Annotated in this window: 14 protein-coding genes; 5 read left to right on the top strand and 9 right to left on the bottom strand. The window is 68.4% G+C overall.

Annotated elements, in window-relative coordinates; all coding sequences use genetic code 11:
* Positions 1 to 2 precede the first annotated feature (2 nt).
* The gene (locus AMK58_RS27095; protein WP_059399687.1) at positions 3 to 416 is read left to right on the top strand and encodes a Rid family hydrolase; all 414 of its coding nucleotides are present in this window, start codon (positions 3 to 5) and stop codon (positions 414 to 416) included.
* 18 nt (positions 417 to 434) lie between these two features.
* Here AMK58_RS27095 and AMK58_RS27090 read toward each other — a convergent pair whose 3' ends face one another.
* Positions 435 to 620, bottom strand: coding sequence for a hypothetical protein (locus AMK58_RS27090; protein ID WP_035682515.1), 186 nt, complete (start codon positions 618 to 620; stop codon positions 435 to 437).
* 230 nt (positions 621 to 850) lie between these two features.
* On the opposite strand from AMK58_RS27090, the gene AMK58_RS27085 reads away from it, so the two are divergent.
* The 3 genes from AMK58_RS27085 to AMK58_RS27075 all read left to right on the top strand — a co-directional run bounded on the left by AMK58_RS27085 (position 851) and on the right by AMK58_RS27075 (position 3,451).
* The gene (locus AMK58_RS27085; protein ID WP_014199880.1) at positions 851 to 1,564 is read left to right on the top strand and encodes a response regulator; all 714 of its coding nucleotides are present in this window, start codon (positions 851 to 853) and stop codon (positions 1,562 to 1,564) included.
* Between the two features lie 210 nt (positions 1,565 to 1,774).
* Positions 1,775 to 2,377, top strand: coding sequence for a 2-hydroxychromene-2-carboxylate isomerase (locus tag AMK58_RS27080; protein WP_014199879.1), 603 nt, complete (start codon positions 1,775 to 1,777; stop codon positions 2,375 to 2,377).
* An 87-nt stretch (positions 2,378 to 2,464) separates the two neighbouring features.
* Complete coding sequence (locus tag AMK58_RS27075) at positions 2,465 to 3,451, top strand: potassium channel family protein (RefSeq protein WP_035682513.1); 987 nt, start codon at positions 2,465 to 2,467, stop codon at positions 3,449 to 3,451.
* Between the two features lie 6 nt (positions 3,452 to 3,457).
* On the opposite strand, the gene ccoG (AMK58_RS27070) is transcribed toward AMK58_RS27075, so the two are convergent.
* From ccoG (AMK58_RS27070) to AMK58_RS27055, 4 genes are all read right to left on the bottom strand, one after another.
* Entirely contained in the window at positions 3,458 to 4,954 is a 1,497-nt protein-coding gene (gene ccoG / locus AMK58_RS27070; protein WP_059399686.1) for a cytochrome c oxidase accessory protein CcoG, read from the bottom strand.
* Positions 4,955 to 5,143: 189 nt separating this feature from the next.
* On the bottom strand, positions 5,144 to 6,592 hold the full coding sequence (locus AMK58_RS27065) for an aminotransferase-like domain-containing protein (protein ID WP_079285638.1): 1,449 nt from the start codon (positions 6,590 to 6,592) through the stop codon (positions 5,144 to 5,146).
* A gap of 411 nt (positions 6,593 to 7,003) precedes the next feature.
* Positions 7,004 to 9,811, bottom strand: a complete 2,808-nt coding sequence (ppc, locus tag AMK58_RS27060) for a phosphoenolpyruvate carboxylase (protein WP_059399685.1) — start codon at positions 9,809 to 9,811, stop codon at positions 7,004 to 7,006.
* A 299-nt stretch (positions 9,812 to 10,110) separates the two neighbouring features.
* The gene (locus tag AMK58_RS27055) at positions 10,111 to 10,983 is read right to left on the bottom strand and encodes an SMP-30/gluconolactonase/LRE family protein (protein ID WP_059399684.1); all 873 of its coding nucleotides are present in this window, start codon (positions 10,981 to 10,983) and stop codon (positions 10,111 to 10,113) included.
* 228 nt (positions 10,984 to 11,211) lie between these two features.
* On the opposite strand from AMK58_RS27055, the gene fbaA reads away from it, so the two are divergent.
* Positions 11,212 to 12,291 carry a class II fructose-bisphosphate aldolase gene (gene fbaA / locus AMK58_RS27050; RefSeq protein WP_035682507.1) on the top strand — a complete coding sequence of 360 codons (1,080 nt, stop codon included), beginning with the start codon at positions 11,212 to 11,214 and terminating at the stop codon, positions 12,289 to 12,291.
* Positions 12,292 to 12,335: 44 nt separating this feature from the next.
* Here the strand turns inward: fbaA and AMK58_RS27045 are convergent, their stop codons facing one another.
* From AMK58_RS27045 to AMK58_RS27030, 4 genes are all read right to left on the bottom strand, one after another.
* A complete protein-coding gene (locus AMK58_RS27045) occupies positions 12,336 to 13,178 on the bottom strand; it encodes a GH12 family glycosyl hydrolase domain-containing protein (protein WP_035682499.1) in 843 nt (280 codons plus the stop codon).
* A gap of 77 nt (positions 13,179 to 13,255) precedes the next feature.
* Positions 13,256 to 14,110 (bottom strand): glycosyltransferase, encoded by an 855-nt coding sequence (locus AMK58_RS27040; protein WP_035682497.1) that lies wholly within the window; start codon positions 14,108 to 14,110, stop codon positions 13,256 to 13,258.
* A 282-nt stretch (positions 14,111 to 14,392) separates the two neighbouring features.
* Positions 14,393 to 15,871 carry a cytochrome c oxidase accessory protein CcoG gene (gene ccoG / locus AMK58_RS27035; RefSeq protein WP_059399683.1) on the bottom strand — a complete coding sequence of 493 codons (1,479 nt, stop codon included), beginning with the start codon at positions 15,869 to 15,871 and terminating at the stop codon, positions 14,393 to 14,395.
* 177 nt (positions 15,872 to 16,048) lie between these two features.
* On the bottom strand, positions 16,049 to 16,756 hold the full coding sequence (locus tag AMK58_RS27030; RefSeq protein ID WP_035682493.1) for a Crp/Fnr family transcriptional regulator: 708 nt from the start codon (positions 16,754 to 16,756) through the stop codon (positions 16,049 to 16,051).
* Positions 16,757 to 17,102 lie beyond the last annotated feature (346 nt).

The raw sequence follows: 17,102 nt of genomic DNA, 5'->3' as shown, positions 1-17,102 counted from the left end.
CCATGGATCTTGGCGGGAGCGGAGCTGAAGGGGCGGCCAGCGGCTGGTGGGGGGGCGGCGCGCGTACCGTCATGGCCGGCAGTGTGACCGGAGCCGCGGACGCTCCGGAACGGCGATGGGTGTTCGTGTCCGGCACTTCCGGTTTCGATGCGGAGCGCCGGACTATGGCCGGCGATGTGGAGGAGCAGGCGCGCCAGACCCTGCGCAACATCCGCCGGACCCTGAGGCGGTCGAAGGCGGATTTGTCGGATGTGGTGCGGATGCGGGTCTATCTGGCCGATGCCGCTGATTTTTCTCGGGTTCAGCCGGTCCTGGCGGAGGAGTTCCACGACCGGCCGCCCATCGGCACGACCATGGTCTGCCCGTTGGCCGACCCGCGCATGAGGATCGAGATCGAGGTCACCGCCCGCTGCTGAGCGTCGTGCGTCTCCGGCTCATGCCTCTCCGATCAGCGTGCGCGCTGATTCGATATGGCGGCGGGCCTCGCTCAGCAGCGCACGGTGCTGGGCCAGCGCTTCGCGGATCGGCAGGCGGCTGTTGTAGACGCGCACCTCGTTCAGCAGGCGGTCGGCGCGGTCGAGATGAGCCATCCGTTCCAGGCAGTGGTCGAGCACGAGCATCGTTGTTCCCCTTCGGTGCGGGCTTTTGCCTTTCGCCTCGCGGCTGAGAGGAATAAACCAACCTGTGATGACCGCGTGATTTCAGGAAATCGGCTTTTTCGTTTCGATCGCACGGTAGGATGTTTCAGCTGATTCACCCATCGGTCGTGCAACGGGAGCCTGTTACGGGCTTGTAACCGATTGCGTGCACCCATGGCGGTGAGCTATGAAGAGGACGGGAGGTAACGGCCATGCACATTCTCGCGGTCGATGATGATGAGCCGGTGCGCGAACTTCTGGAGTCCTATCTGGCTTCGGAAGGCTATCGTGTGACCACCGCACCGGACACGGCCGCGGCGAAGAAGGCGTTGGAGAGCGACCCCGTCGATCTGGTGGTCTGCGACCTGCGGCTTCCCGACGGCGACGGGCTGGGGCTGGTCCGCCAGATCCGCACCGAATCGCATATTCCCGTCATCATCCTGTCGTCGAAGGACCAGGATGTGGACCGCATCGTCGGTCTGGAGCTGGGTGCCGACGATTATCTGACCAAGCCGTTCAACCCGCGCGAATTATTGGCCCGCATCAAGGCCGTGCTGCGCCGCGTCTCCGGCGAGGGGCGCCCGCCGCGCAGCCCCGACGACCTGCGCGCCGTGGTGCAGTTCGCCAATTGGGAGCTGGACCTGACCGCCCAGCGCCTGCGCAGCCAGGAGGGGCGCGAGGTGGAGCTGACCAAGGCGGAGTTCGGCCTGCTCGCCGCCTTCGTGAAGCGCCCGCAGCGCGTGCTGACCCGCGACCAGCTGCTGGACCTGACCCGCGCCGACGGGGCGGAGGTGTTCGACCGCTCCATCGACGTGCTGATCCTGCGCCTGCGCCGCAAGATCGAGGCGAATCCGAAGGAGCCGCGGATCATCAAGACCGAGCGCGGCGCCGGTTATGTCTTCGACGCCAAGGTGAAGACGGTCTGATACCGAAGGCGTTTGATGGCTTCCATCAAACGCTTTCGGTTCAAACCCGACAGCACATGGCGCAGCCATGTGCGAAAGGGTCATACGGCCGGCCGATCATGGGACTGTTCATGCGCCGGCCGTCTGAATCCCGTCCAGCCGTCGGCGGCTGGACGGAACCTTCGGCGCGCGCTAGCCTTTCCGGAAAAGCAGAACCGGGAGGAACCGCGGATGGCCGACCCCATCGATTTCTATTTCGACTTCGCATCGCCCTACGGCTATTTCGCCAGCCGCCGCATCGAGGAGCTGGCTGCGGCGCATGGCCGCACTGTCACCTGGCGCCCGATCCTGCTCGGCGCCATCTTCAAGGTGACGGGGATGAAACCGAACCTTCAGCAGCCGTTGCGCGGCGAGTATCTGGTCCATGACGTGGGCCGGATCGCCCGGCTGACCAACGCGCCCTTCACCTACCCCGACTCGGCCCCCGCCAACAGCGTCGCCGCGTCGCGTGCCTTCTACTGGCTGACCGACGAGCACCCCGAGCAGGCGAAGCTGCTGGCCCGCACCCTCTACCACGCCCATTGGGGGGAGGGGCGCGACATCGGCCCCGCCGAAACGGTGGTGGAGATCGCCGGCACGCTCGGCCACGACCGGGCGGCGGTGGCCGCGGCCCTTCAGGACCAGACCGTCAAGGACCGCCTGCGCGCCGAGAACGACGCGGCGGTGGACCGCGGTGTCTTCGGCTCCCCCTTCGTCATCGTCGACGACGAGCCCTTCTGGGGCTGGGATCGGCTGGACATGGTGGAGCGCTGGCTGAGCACGGGCGGCTGGTGATCCCGTTGGGGGAGGGCGGTTGAAAGTCCTGCCATCGGGACCGGCCATGGCGCTATAAGGTGGGCACCACCGACAACCGGTTCGCGCATGGACCAGATCCTCCCCGACCGCCGCTCCAGCAAGGCCGCCGGCCCCGCCCATACGTCCCGGCCGCGCGCCCGCCGGTCCTGGCTGACCGGCGCGGTGTTGACCGCGCTGATGCAGGGGATGATCGCCCTGTCCATCCGCTCGGTGTCGGGCGATCTCGCTTTCGCCTTGCTGGGGTCGGTCGGCCTCGTCGTCGGGGCCTTTCACTATCTGTTTCCGGGAAGCCAGTTCTTCAGCCTGGCGCTGGCGAACTTCATCGGCGTCTACGCCTGCGTCTTCGTCTTCTTTCTGGAAAGCAACTTCCACAGCATCCCGTCGCATATCCAGGCCGCCGCCTTCGCGATCCCGCTGATCGCCTTCCTGGGGGGCGCGTGGTGGCGGGCCGACACGATCCGCAGCATTGTGATGTCGCGGCGCCTGCGCGATGGCGGGCATTTCGACCGCATCTTCCTGTGGATGGCCCCGGTCTGGGGAATCGGCGCGTTGACCTTCCTGCTGCCGGGGCGGGACGTGTCGCCGGAGATGCTGACGGCGATCTTCCTGCTGTCGATGACCGCCATCGGAGTCGTCGTCGCCCTCGTCGCCCGCGACATCGCCATCTTCCTGCTCGACGCCGGGCTGCTGTTCGAAGGCTTCTTCCAGCAGGCGGCCCGGCTGGTGCTGCCGGCCTTCGCCTTCCTGACCTTCTATTCGCTGTGCATCATCATGTTCGGCGCCTTCTACACCATCCTCGACCGCTTCATGGTGGAGCCGAACTTCATCATCGACGGCGTGCGCCGCGACCTGACCTTTCCAGAGGGGCTGTACTTCTCGCTGGTCACCTTCGCCACGGTCGGCTACGGCGACATCCACCCGGTGACGGGGGCGGTGCGGCTGATCTGCGGGATCGAGATCGTGATGGGCGTCCTGCTCCTGCTGTTCGGCTTCAGCGCCATCATCGGCCACGCCGCCCCGCGGGACCGCCGCGACCGCGACGGTCCCCTCTGAGCCGCATCAGGGAGCCAGGAACACCGTCTCGGCCTGATGGACCACCCCGTCCGACAGGCGGGTCAATGTGAGGGTCAGCGGCGTGGAGCCGGCCACCGCCGCACCCGACGGGGCGCGGACATGGACGCGGTGGGTCTGCACCGTGTCGGGTTCGGCACCCAGCACCGGCGCCGCGCCATCGGCATTCCCGCCGGCCGCCGTCACCGTGGCGCCGCGGGGGCCGGAGACGGTCAGGCGGTAGCCCTGCGGGGCGCGGGTCATGTTGGAGATCTTGACCGTGTAGCTGTTCTGGATCGCGCCGTCGGACAGAGTGACGTAGAGCGGCGCCCGGTCGCGCAGGACGGAGACGTCCACCGTCGGCTCCAGCAGCACGCCCAGCGTCATCATCCCGCCGACCACCAGCATCACCAGCGAATAGATGATGGTGCGCGGGCGGACCAGCCGGTAGGGCGCAGGCTTGCGGGCCACCGCCTTGGCCTCCTGGGCGGACTGGGTGTCGTAGCGGATCAGCCCGCCAGGGCGCCCGATGCGGCCCATCACGTCGTCGCAGGCGTCGATGCACAGGCCGCAGCTGATGCAGTCCATCTGCAGGCCGTCGCGGATGTCGATGCCGGTCGGGCAGACCTGGACGCAAGCCTTGCAGTCAATGCAGTCGCCCAGCCCCTCGGCGGAGCGCTCCGCCCAGCTCTGCTCCTTGCGCAGCGGCGCGCGGCCGTCGCCGCGCCAGTCCTGATAGGTGACGGTGAGGCTCTCATCGTCCAGCAGGGCGGCCTGGATGCGCGGCCAGGGGCAGACATAGACGCACATCTGCTCCCGCATGAAACCGGCCATGGCGTAGGTGCAGGCGGTCATGAACAGGATCCAGCCGGTCGCCACCGGTCCGGGCTGGAAGCGCAGCAGATCGGCGACGTAGCCCGGCGCGTCCACGAAGTAGAAGAGGGCGGAGGCCCCGGTCGCCAGGGCGATCAGCAGCCAGACCGCGTGCTTGGCCGTCTTCTTGGCCAGCCAGCCGGCATTGCGCGGACCCTTGTCCAGCCGGATGCGGGCGCCGCGGTCGCCCTCAATCCACTCCTCCACCTTCACATAGAGGTCCGTCCACACCGTCTGCGGACAGGTGTAGCCGCACCAGACGCGGCCGGCGAGCGCGGTTGCCAGGAACAGGCCGACCGCCGCCAGGATCATCGCGCCCGTCAGGTAGTAGATGTGCTGCGGCCAGAGTTCGAGGGCGAACAGATAGAAGCGCTGGCTGTCCAGATCGAACAGGATCGCCTGGTTCGGCAGGCCGGCGCCCCGGTCCCAGCGCAGCCAGGGAAGCAGCATGAACAGCGCCAGCAGGCCCACCATCAGCGCCGACTTGATCCGCCGGAACCGGCCGCGCGCCGCCTTCGGGTAGATCTTCTGGTGCGGGGCGTAGAACGGAGCCGGGGTGGAAGAAGTCGGGGTGGACGGGGCCGGAGCGGAGGGCGGCGGGGGAAGGCTGGACGAGCGGGCGAGATTCTGCATGGCGTGCCTCTGCGCAAACATCCGCACCACCCGAGCGGTGGCCTGCGGCATGGCGCCGACTGTATGCCTTCAATCACCGTCTTCGCAAGCGTGATTGAATGCATTCAATGGAGGCTGTGTATGGAAAATCCTGATTCTTCGGGGGTCGATCCCAGCAATGCGACACTCTGAAGCAGGCTTTGATGGGCCTTAGATGATGACGCCCGCGGTGGCGGGGGGCAGGACCAGGGCGTCGGCCAGGATCTCCAGCGCGCGGCGGGTCTCGTCACGGTCCAGCGGGGCGCCCAGGCAGAAGCGCAGGGCCGCGGGCACGTCCGGGGTGGTGGCGAAGGCCTCCGCGGCCACCGCTGAGATGCCCCGGCTGCGCAGGTGGGCAGTGAACTCCCCGCCGGTCCAGCCGTCCGGCAGGGTGAGCCAGAGATGGAAGGCCTCCCGCTTGGTGACGATCCGTTCCGCCGGCAGGAGCGATTCGGCAAGCGCCCGGCGGGCCATGGCCTCCGCCCGGATGGCATCACGCACGGCCTCGGCGGTGCCGTCGGCGATCCACAGCCGGGCGATGGCGGCGGACAGCGGGGCGGCGATCAGCGTGGTCGCCCGCTGCGCCACCGCCACACGGCGGGCCTGCCGGGCGTCGGGCGCCGCCACATAGGCGATGCGCAGGGCCGGGGACACGCATTTGGCAAGACCGGCGACGTGGTAGGTCAGTTCCGGCGCGAAGGCGGCCAGCGGCGGCGGTGCCGTTTCCGGCAGCGGGCCGTAGATGTCGTCCTCGATGACCGGAACGCCGTGCTCGCGCAGCGCCGCCGCGACCGCCTGCCGCCGCTCCTCCGGCATGGTCGCGGTGGTCGGGTTGTGAAAGGTCGGGATGCAGTAGAGCGCCTTGGGCCGGTGCTCGGCGAGCGCGGCGCGCAGGGCGTCGGGGTCGATGCCGTCCGCGTCCATCGGAACGCCGACCACCCGCAGCCCGAGCTGGGCCGCCGCGGCGCGGAAGCCGGGATAGGTCAGCGCCTCCGCGCAGACCGTGTCGCCGGGGCGGGCCAGGGCGGACAGCAAAGCGAGCAGGGCGGCCTGCGTGCCGGGCGCCACCAGCACCCGCTCCGCCGTCAGGCCGGGCAGGCGATGGCGCAGCCAATGGACCGCCGCCTCGCGGTCGTCCGGGCTGTCGGCCCCGTCCGGATAGCGCAGCAGGTCCGGCAATCCCAGAGCCGCGGTGGCCGCGGCGACGCCGCGGTTCATGCGGGCGGTCAGGGCGGTGGAATCCTCCGGCTGCGGCGGCTGGTTCATCGCCATGCTGACGGCCAGCGGCACCGTCGCAACGGTGGTGTGCGGCTCCGCGGCGAAGGGCGGGGGAACATGGCCCGTCTTGCGCACGAAGGTTCCCTGTCCGACCCGCGCGTCGACCAGCCCGCGGTGGCGGGCCTCTCCATAGGCGCGGCTGACGGTGGTGAAGTCGATGCCCAGCCGGTCGGCCAGGATCCGCTGCGGCGGCAGGCGGTCACCGGGCCTCAGCCGCCCCGCCCCGATGTCCGCCGCGATGGCGTCCGCGATGGCGATGTAGACGGGGCGGCTGCGGTCCTCCAGGGAGGGCGCCCAGTCGATGGGGTGCGCGGCGATTTGGGGAGTGGGAAGCGGCGGCATGGTGATCCTTGCAGGGAGGCGGGGCGCTCCCTTCCAGACATTAGGCCTGGCATTGTATGGATTGTCAATGTGCGTGTCGGGAAAGTTCGGCCGGCTGGCTCATCACCGCAGCGGCTTGCTCCTTTCCTCCCATCGGGGACAACACGCTCCACTGCCAAAGCGTGCGCAGAAAAAAGGCCACCGGGGTGGACCCCGATGGCCTTCGAGTCTAGGGAGGAAACGTCCAGGACGTCGCACCAGCCGCCGCAACGGCGGCCCACAACGCTTGAACACAAGAAGAAGCATACTAATATATTAATATGAAAGCAAGCGGGAAATCGGGGGTGGCAATCCATTTTCGCTGCCGGCCCACGGTTTCGCCGCTTCCGCTCCCGTCCCGCCAGAGCGACGGGACAGGGTGGCTGAGGCGGATCAGCCGCTGTTGCGCAGGCCGGCGGCGACGCCATTGATCGACATCAGGATGCCGCGCCGCACCCGCTCGTCGCTGCTGCCGGCGCGGTGACGTCGCAGAAGCTCGACCTGCACATGGTTCAGCGGGTCCATGTAGGGGAAGCGGTTGCGGATCGACCGTGCCAGCAGCGGATTCTCGCCCAGCAGCTCGTCATGCCCGGCGATGGCCAGCAGATGGCGGCGGGTGCGCTGCCACTCCTCGCGGATGCGGCCGAAGATGCGCTCGCGCAGCTCGACGTCCTCCACCAGCTCCGCGTAGCGCGAGGCGATGGCGAGGTCGCTCTTGGCCAGCACCATGTCCATGTTGGACAGCAGCGACTTGAAGAAGGGCCAGGCGCGGTTCATGCGCTGGAGCAGGGCCAGCCCGTCCGGCTCCTCCTTCAGCCACGCCTCCACGGCGCTGCCGAAGCCGTACCAGCCCGGCAGCATCAGGCGGCACTGCGCCCAGGAGAAGACCCAGGGAATGGCGCGCAGGTCCTCGATGCGGTCCGACTTGGTGCGCGAGGCCGGGCGGCTGCCGATGTTCAGCGTGGCGATTTCCGAGATCGGCGTGGCCGTGCGGAAATACTGGGTGAAGCCCGGCGTCTCGTAGACCAGCCCGCGGTAGGCGCCGAAGGCCAGCTCCGACAGCCGCTCCATCGCCGCGTAGAAGGACTCCGCCGGCTCGACGCGGTTCTCCAGGTCGAGCAGGGTGGCCTCCAGCGTCGCCGCGGTCAGGACCTCCAGGTTGCGCTGCCCGACCTCGGGGCGGCCGTACTTCGACGCGATGACCTCGCCCTGCTCGGTGATGCGGATCTGGCCGGACACCGCGCCGGTCGGCTGGGCCAGGATGGCCTGATAGCTGGGGCCGCCGCCGCGGCCGACCGAGCCGCCGCGGCCGTGGAACAGCCGCATGCGCACGCCGTGCCGGTCGAACAGCTTCGCCAGCTCGATCTCCGCCTTGTACAGCTCCCAGCCGGAGGTCAGGAAACCGCCGTCCTTGTTGCTGTCCGAATAGCCGAGCATCACCTCCTGCTCATCCCCGCGCGAGGTGACCAGGGCGCGGTAGGCGGGCAGGGTGAACAGCCGCTCCATGGTCGCCGGGGCCTGCCGCAGATCCTCGATGGTCTCGAACAGCGGGACGATGTTGAGGCCGAGGCCCGGTTCACCGCCCGCACCCGGGCGCAGCAGGCCGGATTCCTTGAGAAGAAGCGCCACCTCCAGCAGGTCGGACGCGCCGTCCGTCTTGGAGATGATGCTGTTCGGCAGGGCGGCGGGTCCGTAGGTCTCGCGCAGCTGGCGGGCGGCGAAGAAGATCGCCAGCTCGCCCGCCGTCTCCTCCGAATAGGCGTGGTAGGGCGAGTGGAGTGGGCGCGGGCTCTGGATTTCCTCGGCCAGCAGGGCGATGCGCTCGTCCTCCGACAGGGCGGCGTAGTCGGCGCAGCGGCCGGCGACGGCCAGCAGCTCCGCCACCGTGCGCTGGTGCACGTCGGAGTTCTGGCGCAGGTCGATCGGCGCCAGATGGAAGCCGAAGGTCTTCACCGCGATGATCAGGCGGCGCAGCCGCCCGGCGGCCAGACGGCCCGCCCCGTGGGCCTTCAGCGAGGCGGCCAGCACCTCCAGATCGGCGAGCAGCTCGGCGCTGGTGGGGTAGGGATCGCCCTTGCCGACCGCGTTGCGCAGCGCCTCATGCTGGTCGAGCGTGCGCGAGGTCGCCGCCAGGCGGGCGTAGATGCCGGTCAGGGCGCGGCGGAACGGCTCGTCGGCGCGGTGCGGCGAATGGTCGGGGGAGCGCTTGGCCAGCTCCTCCAGCTCCGGCGAGGTGCCGAGCAGCAGTTCGGACAGCGGCAGCTCGCCGCCCAGCTCGTGGATCTCGGTCAGATAGTGGTCGAGCGCGGCGGTCGATTGCAGGCGCATCGCCTCGCGCAGGATCGGTGCCGTGACGAACGGGTTGCCGTCGCGGTCGCCGCCGATCCAGGAACCGATGCGGAAATAGGGCGGCAGCGACCACTCCCGCTCGGGGAAGCGCTTGGCCAGCAGATCCTCGAAGCGGCAGAACAGCTTCGGCAGCTCGGAGAAGAAGGTGTCGGTGTAATAGGAGATGCCGTTCTTCACCTCGTCGATCACGGCGAGGCGCTGCGGGCGCAGCATGCGGGTGCGCCACAGGGTCAGGATGGCCTCCTGCAGCGCGTCCATGTTGGCCTCCGCCTCCTCCGGCGTCAGGCGGGAGCGGTCGCGGGTGTCGAGCAGGGACGCCACCTTGTGCTCCAGCGCCAGGATGCTCTTGCGCTGGACCTCGGTCGGGTGGGCGGTCAGCACCGGGCTGACCTGGGCGATGTCCAGCACGCCGGCCAGCCGGTCCGGCGCGACGCCGGCGGCCTCCAGCCGCTCCAGCGCGTAGGGCAGCGTGCCCTCGCGCGCCGGCGAGCCGGCGATGGCGTGGTCGCGGGTGCGCCGGATGTGGTGCTGGTCCTCGGCGATGTTGGCGAGGTGCAGGAAGTAGGAAAAGGCGCGCACCACCGACATCATCGTGTCGCGCGGCAGGCCGTTCAGGATCTCGGCCATCTCGCGGCGGGCGGAGTCGTCGTCGTCGCGGTTGAAGCGGACCGAGGCCTGGCGCACGCTCTCGATGACGCCGTAGACGCCGTCGCCCTCCTGCTCGCGCACGGTGTCGCCGAGCAGGCGGCCGAGCAGGCGGATGTCCTCGCGCAGCGGGAAATCCTTGTCGTCGGTGCCGGTTTCAGTGTCGTTGGCCGGAGCGGTGGAATGGCGGGCGGCGTGGGTGGTCATCGTGGGTCGCTCCGGCTGTGCGAAGGTGGAACCGTCGGAAAAGGATATGCGTGCAACTGTAAAGCAGTTTGCTGCACCCGCTAAAGCCCTTTTTCCCTTGTGGGAGAACGGCTTCGGCACGGTTGCGGCCGCCGCCGCCCCGGTGGCGCCGGTTGCGCTGCGGCGTACGCACAGATCTATCACTTGGCGGAAGGGCCCGCCACGGCGGTACGCGATCCTTCCGCCATGCGGTGACGGCTGCTGGTCAGCGATGCTTTTATACTAGTATATCAAGTTCCCTGACAAGGCTTCCGGCCGCTTCATGACCCGCCGAACCGTCCCGGCGGCAGCCCGACGACGCCGGGCGTGCAGGCGAACAGCCCGCCGGCCAGCGGCTTCCCGGCCGGCGCCTCCTGAGCGGCGGTGGTGATGAAGAGCCGGTCCAGGCCCGGCCCGCCGAAGGCGCAGGAGGTGACGTTGGACACCGGCAGACGCACCACCCGGTCCAGCGTCCCGTCGGGCCGGAAGCGGCTGACCCGCCCGCCGCTCCAGTGGGCGACCCAGAGATGGCCCTCGGCGTCGCAGGTCATGCCGTCGGGATAGCCGTCCTCCTCGCCGAAGCGGAGATGGACGCGCTTGCCGGACAGTGCACCGTCCGCGCCCAGGGCAAAGGCGAAGATGGTCCGGGACGGGCTGTCGGTGTGGTAGAGCGTCCGCCCGTCCGGGGACAGGGCGGGGCCGTTGCTGACCGTGTAGCCCTCGTCCGCCCGCGCCACGGAACCGTCCGGCCCGATGCGGTACAAAGCGCCGGAGGCCTCCTGTTCCGCGTCGTCCATGCTGCCCACCCACAGCCGGCCCGCGGCGTCGGCCACGGCGTCGTTCAGCCGGTTGCCGGGCCTGTCCTCCTCCAGCCGCAGCAGCTCGGCCCCCACCGAAAGCCGGTCGCCGTCGAGCGTCAGGCCGACGAGCCGGCGCGAGCGCAGCCCGGCGACGAAGCCGGCGCCGCCCGCCCGCTCGACCAGCCAGCAGGCGGCCTCCTCCAGCGGCCAGGAGCGGCCCTGCCCGTCGGCGGGGCTGTAGCGCAGCAGGCGCGACCCGCGGATGTCCACGGCGAACAGGGCGGCGCGCGACGGCGACCAGACCGGCCCTTCGCCGAGCTGTGCGCCGGCCTCCCAGACACAGTGAGCGTCCATGGTCCCGGTCTCCTTCTCTGGCTGTCCTGTCGGATGCCGCGGGTCTTTTCGTCACAGGTCCAGTGTGACTTTCGCGGCAAGTCTTTTGCAGCGTTCCGGCGCGGGAAGTGGCAAAAAGAGCGCGTGGCGTTCGCCGGTCCCATGCCCATATGGGGCTTGGCCGAACGATCGAACCAACCTTTGAGCCGACGTTTCAAGGCAGTATTTTTCCGAGGGAGGAATTCACCCATGTCTGCCCCGACCCGACTGAAGCCCGGCGTCGTGACCGGAGAGGACTACCGCGCGCTGATCGCCGCCTGCCAGGACGGCGGTTACGCTCTGCCGGCGGTCAACGTGGTCGGCACCAACGGCATCAACGCCGTCCTCGAGGCGGCGGCGAAGAACCGCTCCGACGTGATCGTGCAGCTCTCCAACGGCGGCGCCCGCTTCTACGCCGGCGAGGGCATGAAGGACGCGCTCCAGGCGCGCATCCTCGGCGCCGTGTCGGCGGCCCAGCACGTCCATCTGCTGGCCGAGCAGTACGGCGTCTGCGTCGTCCTGCACACCGACCACGCCAACAAGGGCCTGATCCCCTGGGTCGAGGGCATGATCGGCCATGGCGAGGAGCATTTCCGCCGCACCGGCCGGCCGCTGTTCAGCTCGCACATGCTCGACCTGTCGGAGGAGTCGCTGGACTTCAACCTGTCGGAATGCGCCCGCGTCCTCAAGCGCCTCGCCCCGCTGGGCATGAGCCTGGAGATCGAGCTGGGCGTGACCGGCGGCGAGGAGGACGGCATCGGGTCGGAGGACCTGGACGCCGCCAACAACGCCCACCTCTACACCCAGCCGGAAGACGTGTTGCGCGCCTATGAGGAGCTGTCGCCCATCGGCCATTTCTCGGTCGCGGCCTCCTTCGGCAACGTGCACGGCGTCTACGCCCCGGGCAACGTGAAGCTGCGTCCGGAGATCCTCGGCGCCTCGCAGTCCCTGGTGGCCGAGCGTCACGGCGGCGGCGCCAAGCCGCTGGCCCTGGTGTTCCACGGCGGTTCGGGGTCGGAGAAGGAGAAGATCGCCCAGGCGGTCGGCTTCGGCGTGTTCAAGATGAACATCGACACCGACACCCAGTTCGCCTTCGCCGAGTCCATCGGCGGCTTCGTGCTGGAGAACGAGGCGGCCTTCCGCCATCAGATCGACCCGCAGTCGGGCAAGCCGCTGAAGAAGCTGTACGACCCGCGCAAGTGGCTGCGCCTGGGCGAGCAGGGCATGGTCCGCCGCCTGGACGAGGCCTTCGCCGATCTGGGCGCCGCCGGCAAGTCGCTGGCCGGCTGATCGGTCGGGATGTGGGGGTGGGGGGCCGCCATGGCCGCTCACCCCTACGCCGACGGCACCACCCCGATCACCGGCTCCGGCGGCGTCGCGACTGCCGCCGGGACCGAGGTTGGAGTCAGGAGCGGCGCCGGGGGTGCGGTGAAATCCACCGCCAATTGCTCGACCGTCATCGATCCGGCGCCCGCCGCCACCTCGGCGCCGAACTGGAAGCCGAGAACCCAGTCGGTCTCAGTGACGATTCCGCGCTCCTGAAGCGCGTCCAGCAATCCGTCCAGGTCCAGCGTCCCGGCCAGCCGGTCGTCGCCATATTGCAGGACCGTGTACTCCCAGTCGATCGGGTTGCCGTCCACCCCGCCGCTGAACACCGGTTTGTTCCACAAGGTGGCGTCCCCCTGCGCGTCGGTCAGCGTGGCGACCGGCTCCCCGGCGGGGGTGAAGTAGCCGCTGTGCAGCCACACCATCACCTCGTCGGTCACCCCTTCGATCCCCTTTTTCGGGTCGTCGCCGATCCACAGGCTGACCGCGACGTTGTAGAGGTTCGTGGCACCGGTCAGGCCGACCTTGTAGGTCACGTCGAAGTTCGGCAGGTCGGCGATCCGCGCCGGCAGGACCGCGCTGGTGGACGGCGCGCCGTTCCACGGGTTGACGCCGTGGGTCAGCTCCGGATAGGCGCGCACCGGGTAATTCTCGTAGGTCAGGGCGCGCCGGCTGTCGTAGGGCCAGCTCCAGCTGATCACCGTCCCGTTGGGAAAGGCCGCCTCGTCGATGGCGATGGATTGGGTAAAGTCCTTGCCGTTGCGGTAGCCGCCCGGATTCCAGACGTTGCTGCTGGCCGCCCAGCCGCCCGCCTCCAGGCGGTCGGCGCTTCCCTTCAGCGTGGTGGTCATGATGAGGCCCCGCTCTGTCCTGTTCCGTCCGGCGTCGCGGCTTCAACAGAGGCTTGCGGCGATGATTGCGGCGGCGCTCAGCGCTCCATGGACAGCCGGCGGTCGATGTCGCGGGCGAGCCGATCCATCGGGCTCGACGGCTCGATCGTGTCGCGCCACTTGTTGTGCCAGTGAAAGCAGAAGGCACCGGGGAAGAAGCTGTCGAGGGTGTGATTGACCGGCGACGCCTTCATGAAGTCGTTGAAGTGAAGCACCGGGTTGTCGATCCACCCGGCGTCGAACCAGGGGCACGGCAGCACGAGGATGTCCATCGGCGTGTCATAGACCAAGCCGGCCTGCTGGAAACCCCAGCCGCGGCCGCGGTTCCGGATGAACTCGATGTTGCCCTTCATCGCTTCGGAGCGCGGCCTGGGGGAGATGTAGACGGCGCCGTTGGGATAGTTCTGCCGCTCCCATCGGTAGGCCAGGATCTTGCCGGGAAACTGGTTCAGGAGCGGTGTGACGCTTCTCAGGAACAGGCAATCGAGGTCGAACCAGACGCCGCCGTATTTGTAGAGCAGGATGTAGCGGACGATATCGGAATAGAAGGACGCATCGATCGACCGCCCGAAAGCGTTTCCCTCAAGAAAGGTGCCTCGGCACTCGTCACGCTCGGAAAAGGCGCGTATCTCGGCGTATTTTCCGATTTCCCTCAAATAATCGTTGTCGACGCCGTTCTGGGTCCAGACGATGATCCTGTTTCCGTTGCCGCGCGCGTTGAACAGATGGCAGCTTTTCACCGAAATGAGGTGCTTCTCGTTCAGCACGCCGTCCCAGTAGGCGTGGAAGATGAGCGGCTCGGGCGGGGGCGTTTCGTCCTTGATGAGCTTAGCGACCTCCAGCGCCAGAAGCTCATGGGAGAAATCCTCCGGCGAGAACGTCAGCACTTCCATCGATGGGCCCTTCACGACGCCGTTCTTGGGGGATCTCCCGCCGAACGCCGTTATGCAACAGGTCCGGCGCGGCAGGCAACCTCACCCTCCGACGGAAAACGGGCGCCCGGAGATCGGACGCCCGCTTTCGAATCGGACGCCTTCACTTGCCCTTGCGGGTTAGCAGGAAGGCGAAGACGCCGATGGTCACGACGAACACGCTGAGGGCGCCGACCAGGGCGATGTAGGTGGTGGTGTCGAAGTTCATGGCGCACTCTCCATCGTTGACGAGACAGGATGGGATCAGGGACCGAGGAAGACGGTCTCGTGCTGGACGGTCAGCCCGTCCGGCTGGCGGGTGACGACGAAAGCCGTGGGGGTTGAGGGCTGGCGCAGCGCCTCCTTTGGCACGCGCACCAGCACGCGGTGGGTCGCCACACTGTCGGGATCGGCCTGGACCAGGACGGAGCCCGCCGCCGCCTCGCCCTCACCGCCGGCCACCGACAGGACGGCGCCGGGAAGGCCGGTGAAGGACAGGCGGTAACTCTGGGCCGCCCGCGTCATGTTCAGGACCTTGACCGTGTAGGCGTTCTGGATGTCGCCGTTGGACAGGGTGACGAACAGCGGCGCGCGGTCGCGCAGGATGTTCACGTCGACCTTCGGCTTCAGCACCAGCCCGGCGGCCATCATCCCGCCGACGACGGTCAGCAGCAGCGTGTAGATGATGGTGCGCGGGCGGATCGGCTTGAACGTCGGCTTGGCGCCGTTGGCCCGCGCGATCTGGGCGTTCAGGGAATCGAAGCGGACCAGATCGCCGGGCCGCCCGATCCTTGCCATCACGTCGTTGCAGGCGTCCACGCACAGGCCGCAGCCGATGCAGGCGAGCTGCGGGCCGTTGCGGATGTCCACCCCGGTCGGGCAGACATGGACGCAAGCCCCGCAATCGATGCAATCGCCCAGCCCCTTCGCCTTGCGCTCCTCCCAGCTTTGCGAGCGCTTCAGGTGGCCGCGGCCCTCGCCCCGCCAGTCCTCATAGGTGACGGTCAGGCTCTCCTCGTCCTGCATCGCCGCCTGGAAGCGCGGCCAGGGGCACATATAGATGCAAACCTGCTCGCGCGCGTGGCCGGCCAGCAGATAGGTGGTCGCGGTGAACAGCCCGATGAACAGCAGCACGGACGAGGACGCCTCGAACCGCAGCATCTCCAGCGCCAGGGTCGGGGCGTCGTTGAAATAGAAGACCCAGGCCCCGCCGGTCAGCAGTGCGATCAGCAGCCACGCGGCGTGCTTGGCCGCCTTCTTCCCCAGCTTGGCCGGTGACCAGGGGGCGTGGTCCAGGCGGATGCGGTCGCCGCGGTCACCCTCGATCCGGCGCTCCACCCACAGGAACAGGTCGCTCCACACCGTTTGCGGACAGGCGTAGCCGCACCAGACGCGGCCGGCGAGCGCGGTCGCCAGGAACAGACCAATGGCCCCCAGGATCAGCGCGCCGGTCAGGTAATAGACCTGCTGCGGCCACAGCTCGATGAAGAAGAAGTACAGGCGGCGGCCCGGCATATCCACCAGCACCGCCTGATCCGGCGCGTTGGGGCCGCGGTCCCAGCGAATCCAGGGGGTGACGTAGTAGAGGCCGAGCAGAAGGATCAGCGTCAGCCATTTCAGCCGGCGGAAGGTGCCGGCGACCGACTTCGGGTAGATCTTGTTGTGCTTGGCGTAGAGGCCGCCCTTGCGCGCGGATTCCGCGGTGTGGGAGGCGGTTTGCGGTTCGGTGGTGGAAACGCTCATCATGCTCGTCCGTGGTTCGGCCCGCGGACAAATGGGCAGGGGCGGGGCAGGGGGCGGGCCATCCCTACAGGCTAGGGAGACGGCGCGGCGCCGCCTTTGCGAATCCGCAAACGGACGGGGGCTGGGTGGCGATATTTGTCGGAAGGGGGGTGGGGGTGCCGAGGGGTTGAGCCTCGCCTACCCGTCCAGCACCACCGTCTCCAGCGCGGACAGGTCGCAGACGAAGACGTTCGGCGCCTGCTCGACCACCAAGCCCGCGCGCTTGAACTCGGCGATGGTGCGGCTGGCCGTCTCCATGCCGATTCCGAGCATGGCGCCCAGATCCTCGCGGCCCGACAGCAGGACCGGCTCGCTTGGAGCATCGGCAGCGAGCTTCAGGAACAGCCGGGCCAGCCGTCGGCGGGCGCTGCCGGTGGACAGCTCGGTCAGCCACTCGTCGGCTTGGTGCAGGGATTGGTACCAGCGCTCCATCAGGCGGGCATGCAGGCGCGGCGTCTCCTTGCTCAGCCGCTCGACCACCGCCCGCGGCAGGCGGCAGGTCTCGGCCTCCTGAAGCACGACGGCGGTATGCTCGTAGGGCTTGCCGACCAGCACCTCCAGCCCGGCCACGGCGCCCCGGCGGAGCAGCCGGACGATGCGCTGCGTGCCGTCGGGAAGGAACTGAACCAGCTTCACCAGCCCGCTGCGGATCGTGTACAGGGAGCCGCCCTCGTCCCCCGCGCTGTAGAGCGTGGCGCCGGGCTGGAAGCGCAGCTCGTCGATGGGAATGTGGATCAGGTCGAAATCCTGGTCGCGCAAGTCGCCGAACAGGACGAGGTCCCGTATGGCGCAGCTGCTGCAGCGCGCGGTGCCCAGCCGCGCGGCGTCGATTCCGTTCCGATGCACTCCTGCCCGCCTTCCGTCCGCCGGACCCGTTCCGGTTCCGTCCGAAGCCCTGGGGCGAATTTTACGCGATCCGGTCGAAAAGTTCCAACCGCGTGGATCCGCTCCGGGCGATCTCCCGTATCCTGTCCTACCCCCTTTCCCATGTTGCGCGGAACGAAAGGTATTTTATATGACCAATCTCTTATGCCCTTGTTCTGAAGTGGTATTGCCTCAGTCCTCCGCCGTTGATAACCAAAGAGATGCCTGCCACGTCGAAACATTCGACATTATCTGAAATCATCGAATAGACCGGACGGTGAGCAGGGCATTAAGGAGCGACCTATTGGATTGTCTTTGTTTTTGGAGT

Origin of the sequence: Azospirillum brasilense (genome assembly GCF_001315015.1) — a bacterium.
GTDB lineage: Bacteria > Pseudomonadota > Alphaproteobacteria > Azospirillales > Azospirillaceae > Azospirillum > Azospirillum brasilense.
Note: the sequence above shows the minus strand (reverse complement) of the source record. Positions and strands in the feature narration are given on the sequence as shown.

Coding starts and splice junctions, on each gene's coding strand:
- AMK58_RS27095 (WP_059399687.1), top strand. CDS start 3: ATGGATCTTGGCGGGAGCGGAGCTGAAGGGGCGGCCAGCGGCTGGTGG.
- AMK58_RS27090 (WP_035682515.1), bottom strand. CDS start 620: ATGCTCGTGCTCGACCACTGCCTGGAACGGATGGCTCATCTCGACCGC.
- AMK58_RS27085 (WP_014199880.1), top strand. CDS start 851: ATGCACATTCTCGCGGTCGATGATGATGAGCCGGTGCGCGAACTTCTG.
- AMK58_RS27080 (WP_014199879.1), top strand. CDS start 1,775: ATGGCCGACCCCATCGATTTCTATTTCGACTTCGCATCGCCCTACGGC.
- AMK58_RS27075 (WP_035682513.1), top strand. CDS start 2,465: ATGGACCAGATCCTCCCCGACCGCCGCTCCAGCAAGGCCGCCGGCCCC.
- ccoG (WP_059399686.1), bottom strand. CDS start 4,954: ATGCAGAATCTCGCCCGCTCGTCCAGCCTTCCCCCGCCGCCCTCCGCT.
- AMK58_RS27065 (WP_079285638.1), bottom strand. CDS start 6,592: ATGCCGCCGCTTCCCACTCCCCAAATCGCCGCGCACCCCATCGACTGG.
- ppc (WP_059399685.1), bottom strand. CDS start 9,811: ATGACCACCCACGCCGCCCGCCATTCCACCGCTCCGGCCAACGACACT.
- AMK58_RS27055 (WP_059399684.1), bottom strand. CDS start 10,983: ATGGACGCTCACTGTGTCTGGGAGGCCGGCGCACAGCTCGGCGAAGGG.
- fbaA (WP_035682507.1), top strand. CDS start 11,212: ATGTCTGCCCCGACCCGACTGAAGCCCGGCGTCGTGACCGGAGAGGAC.
- AMK58_RS27045 (WP_035682499.1), bottom strand. CDS start 13,178: ATGACCACCACGCTGAAGGGAAGCGCCGACCGCCTGGAGGCGGGCGGC.
- AMK58_RS27040 (WP_035682497.1), bottom strand. CDS start 14,110: ATGGAAGTGCTGACGTTCTCGCCGGAGGATTTCTCCCATGAGCTTCTG.
- ccoG (WP_059399683.1), bottom strand. CDS start 15,871: ATGAGCGTTTCCACCACCGAACCGCAAACCGCCTCCCACACCGCGGAA.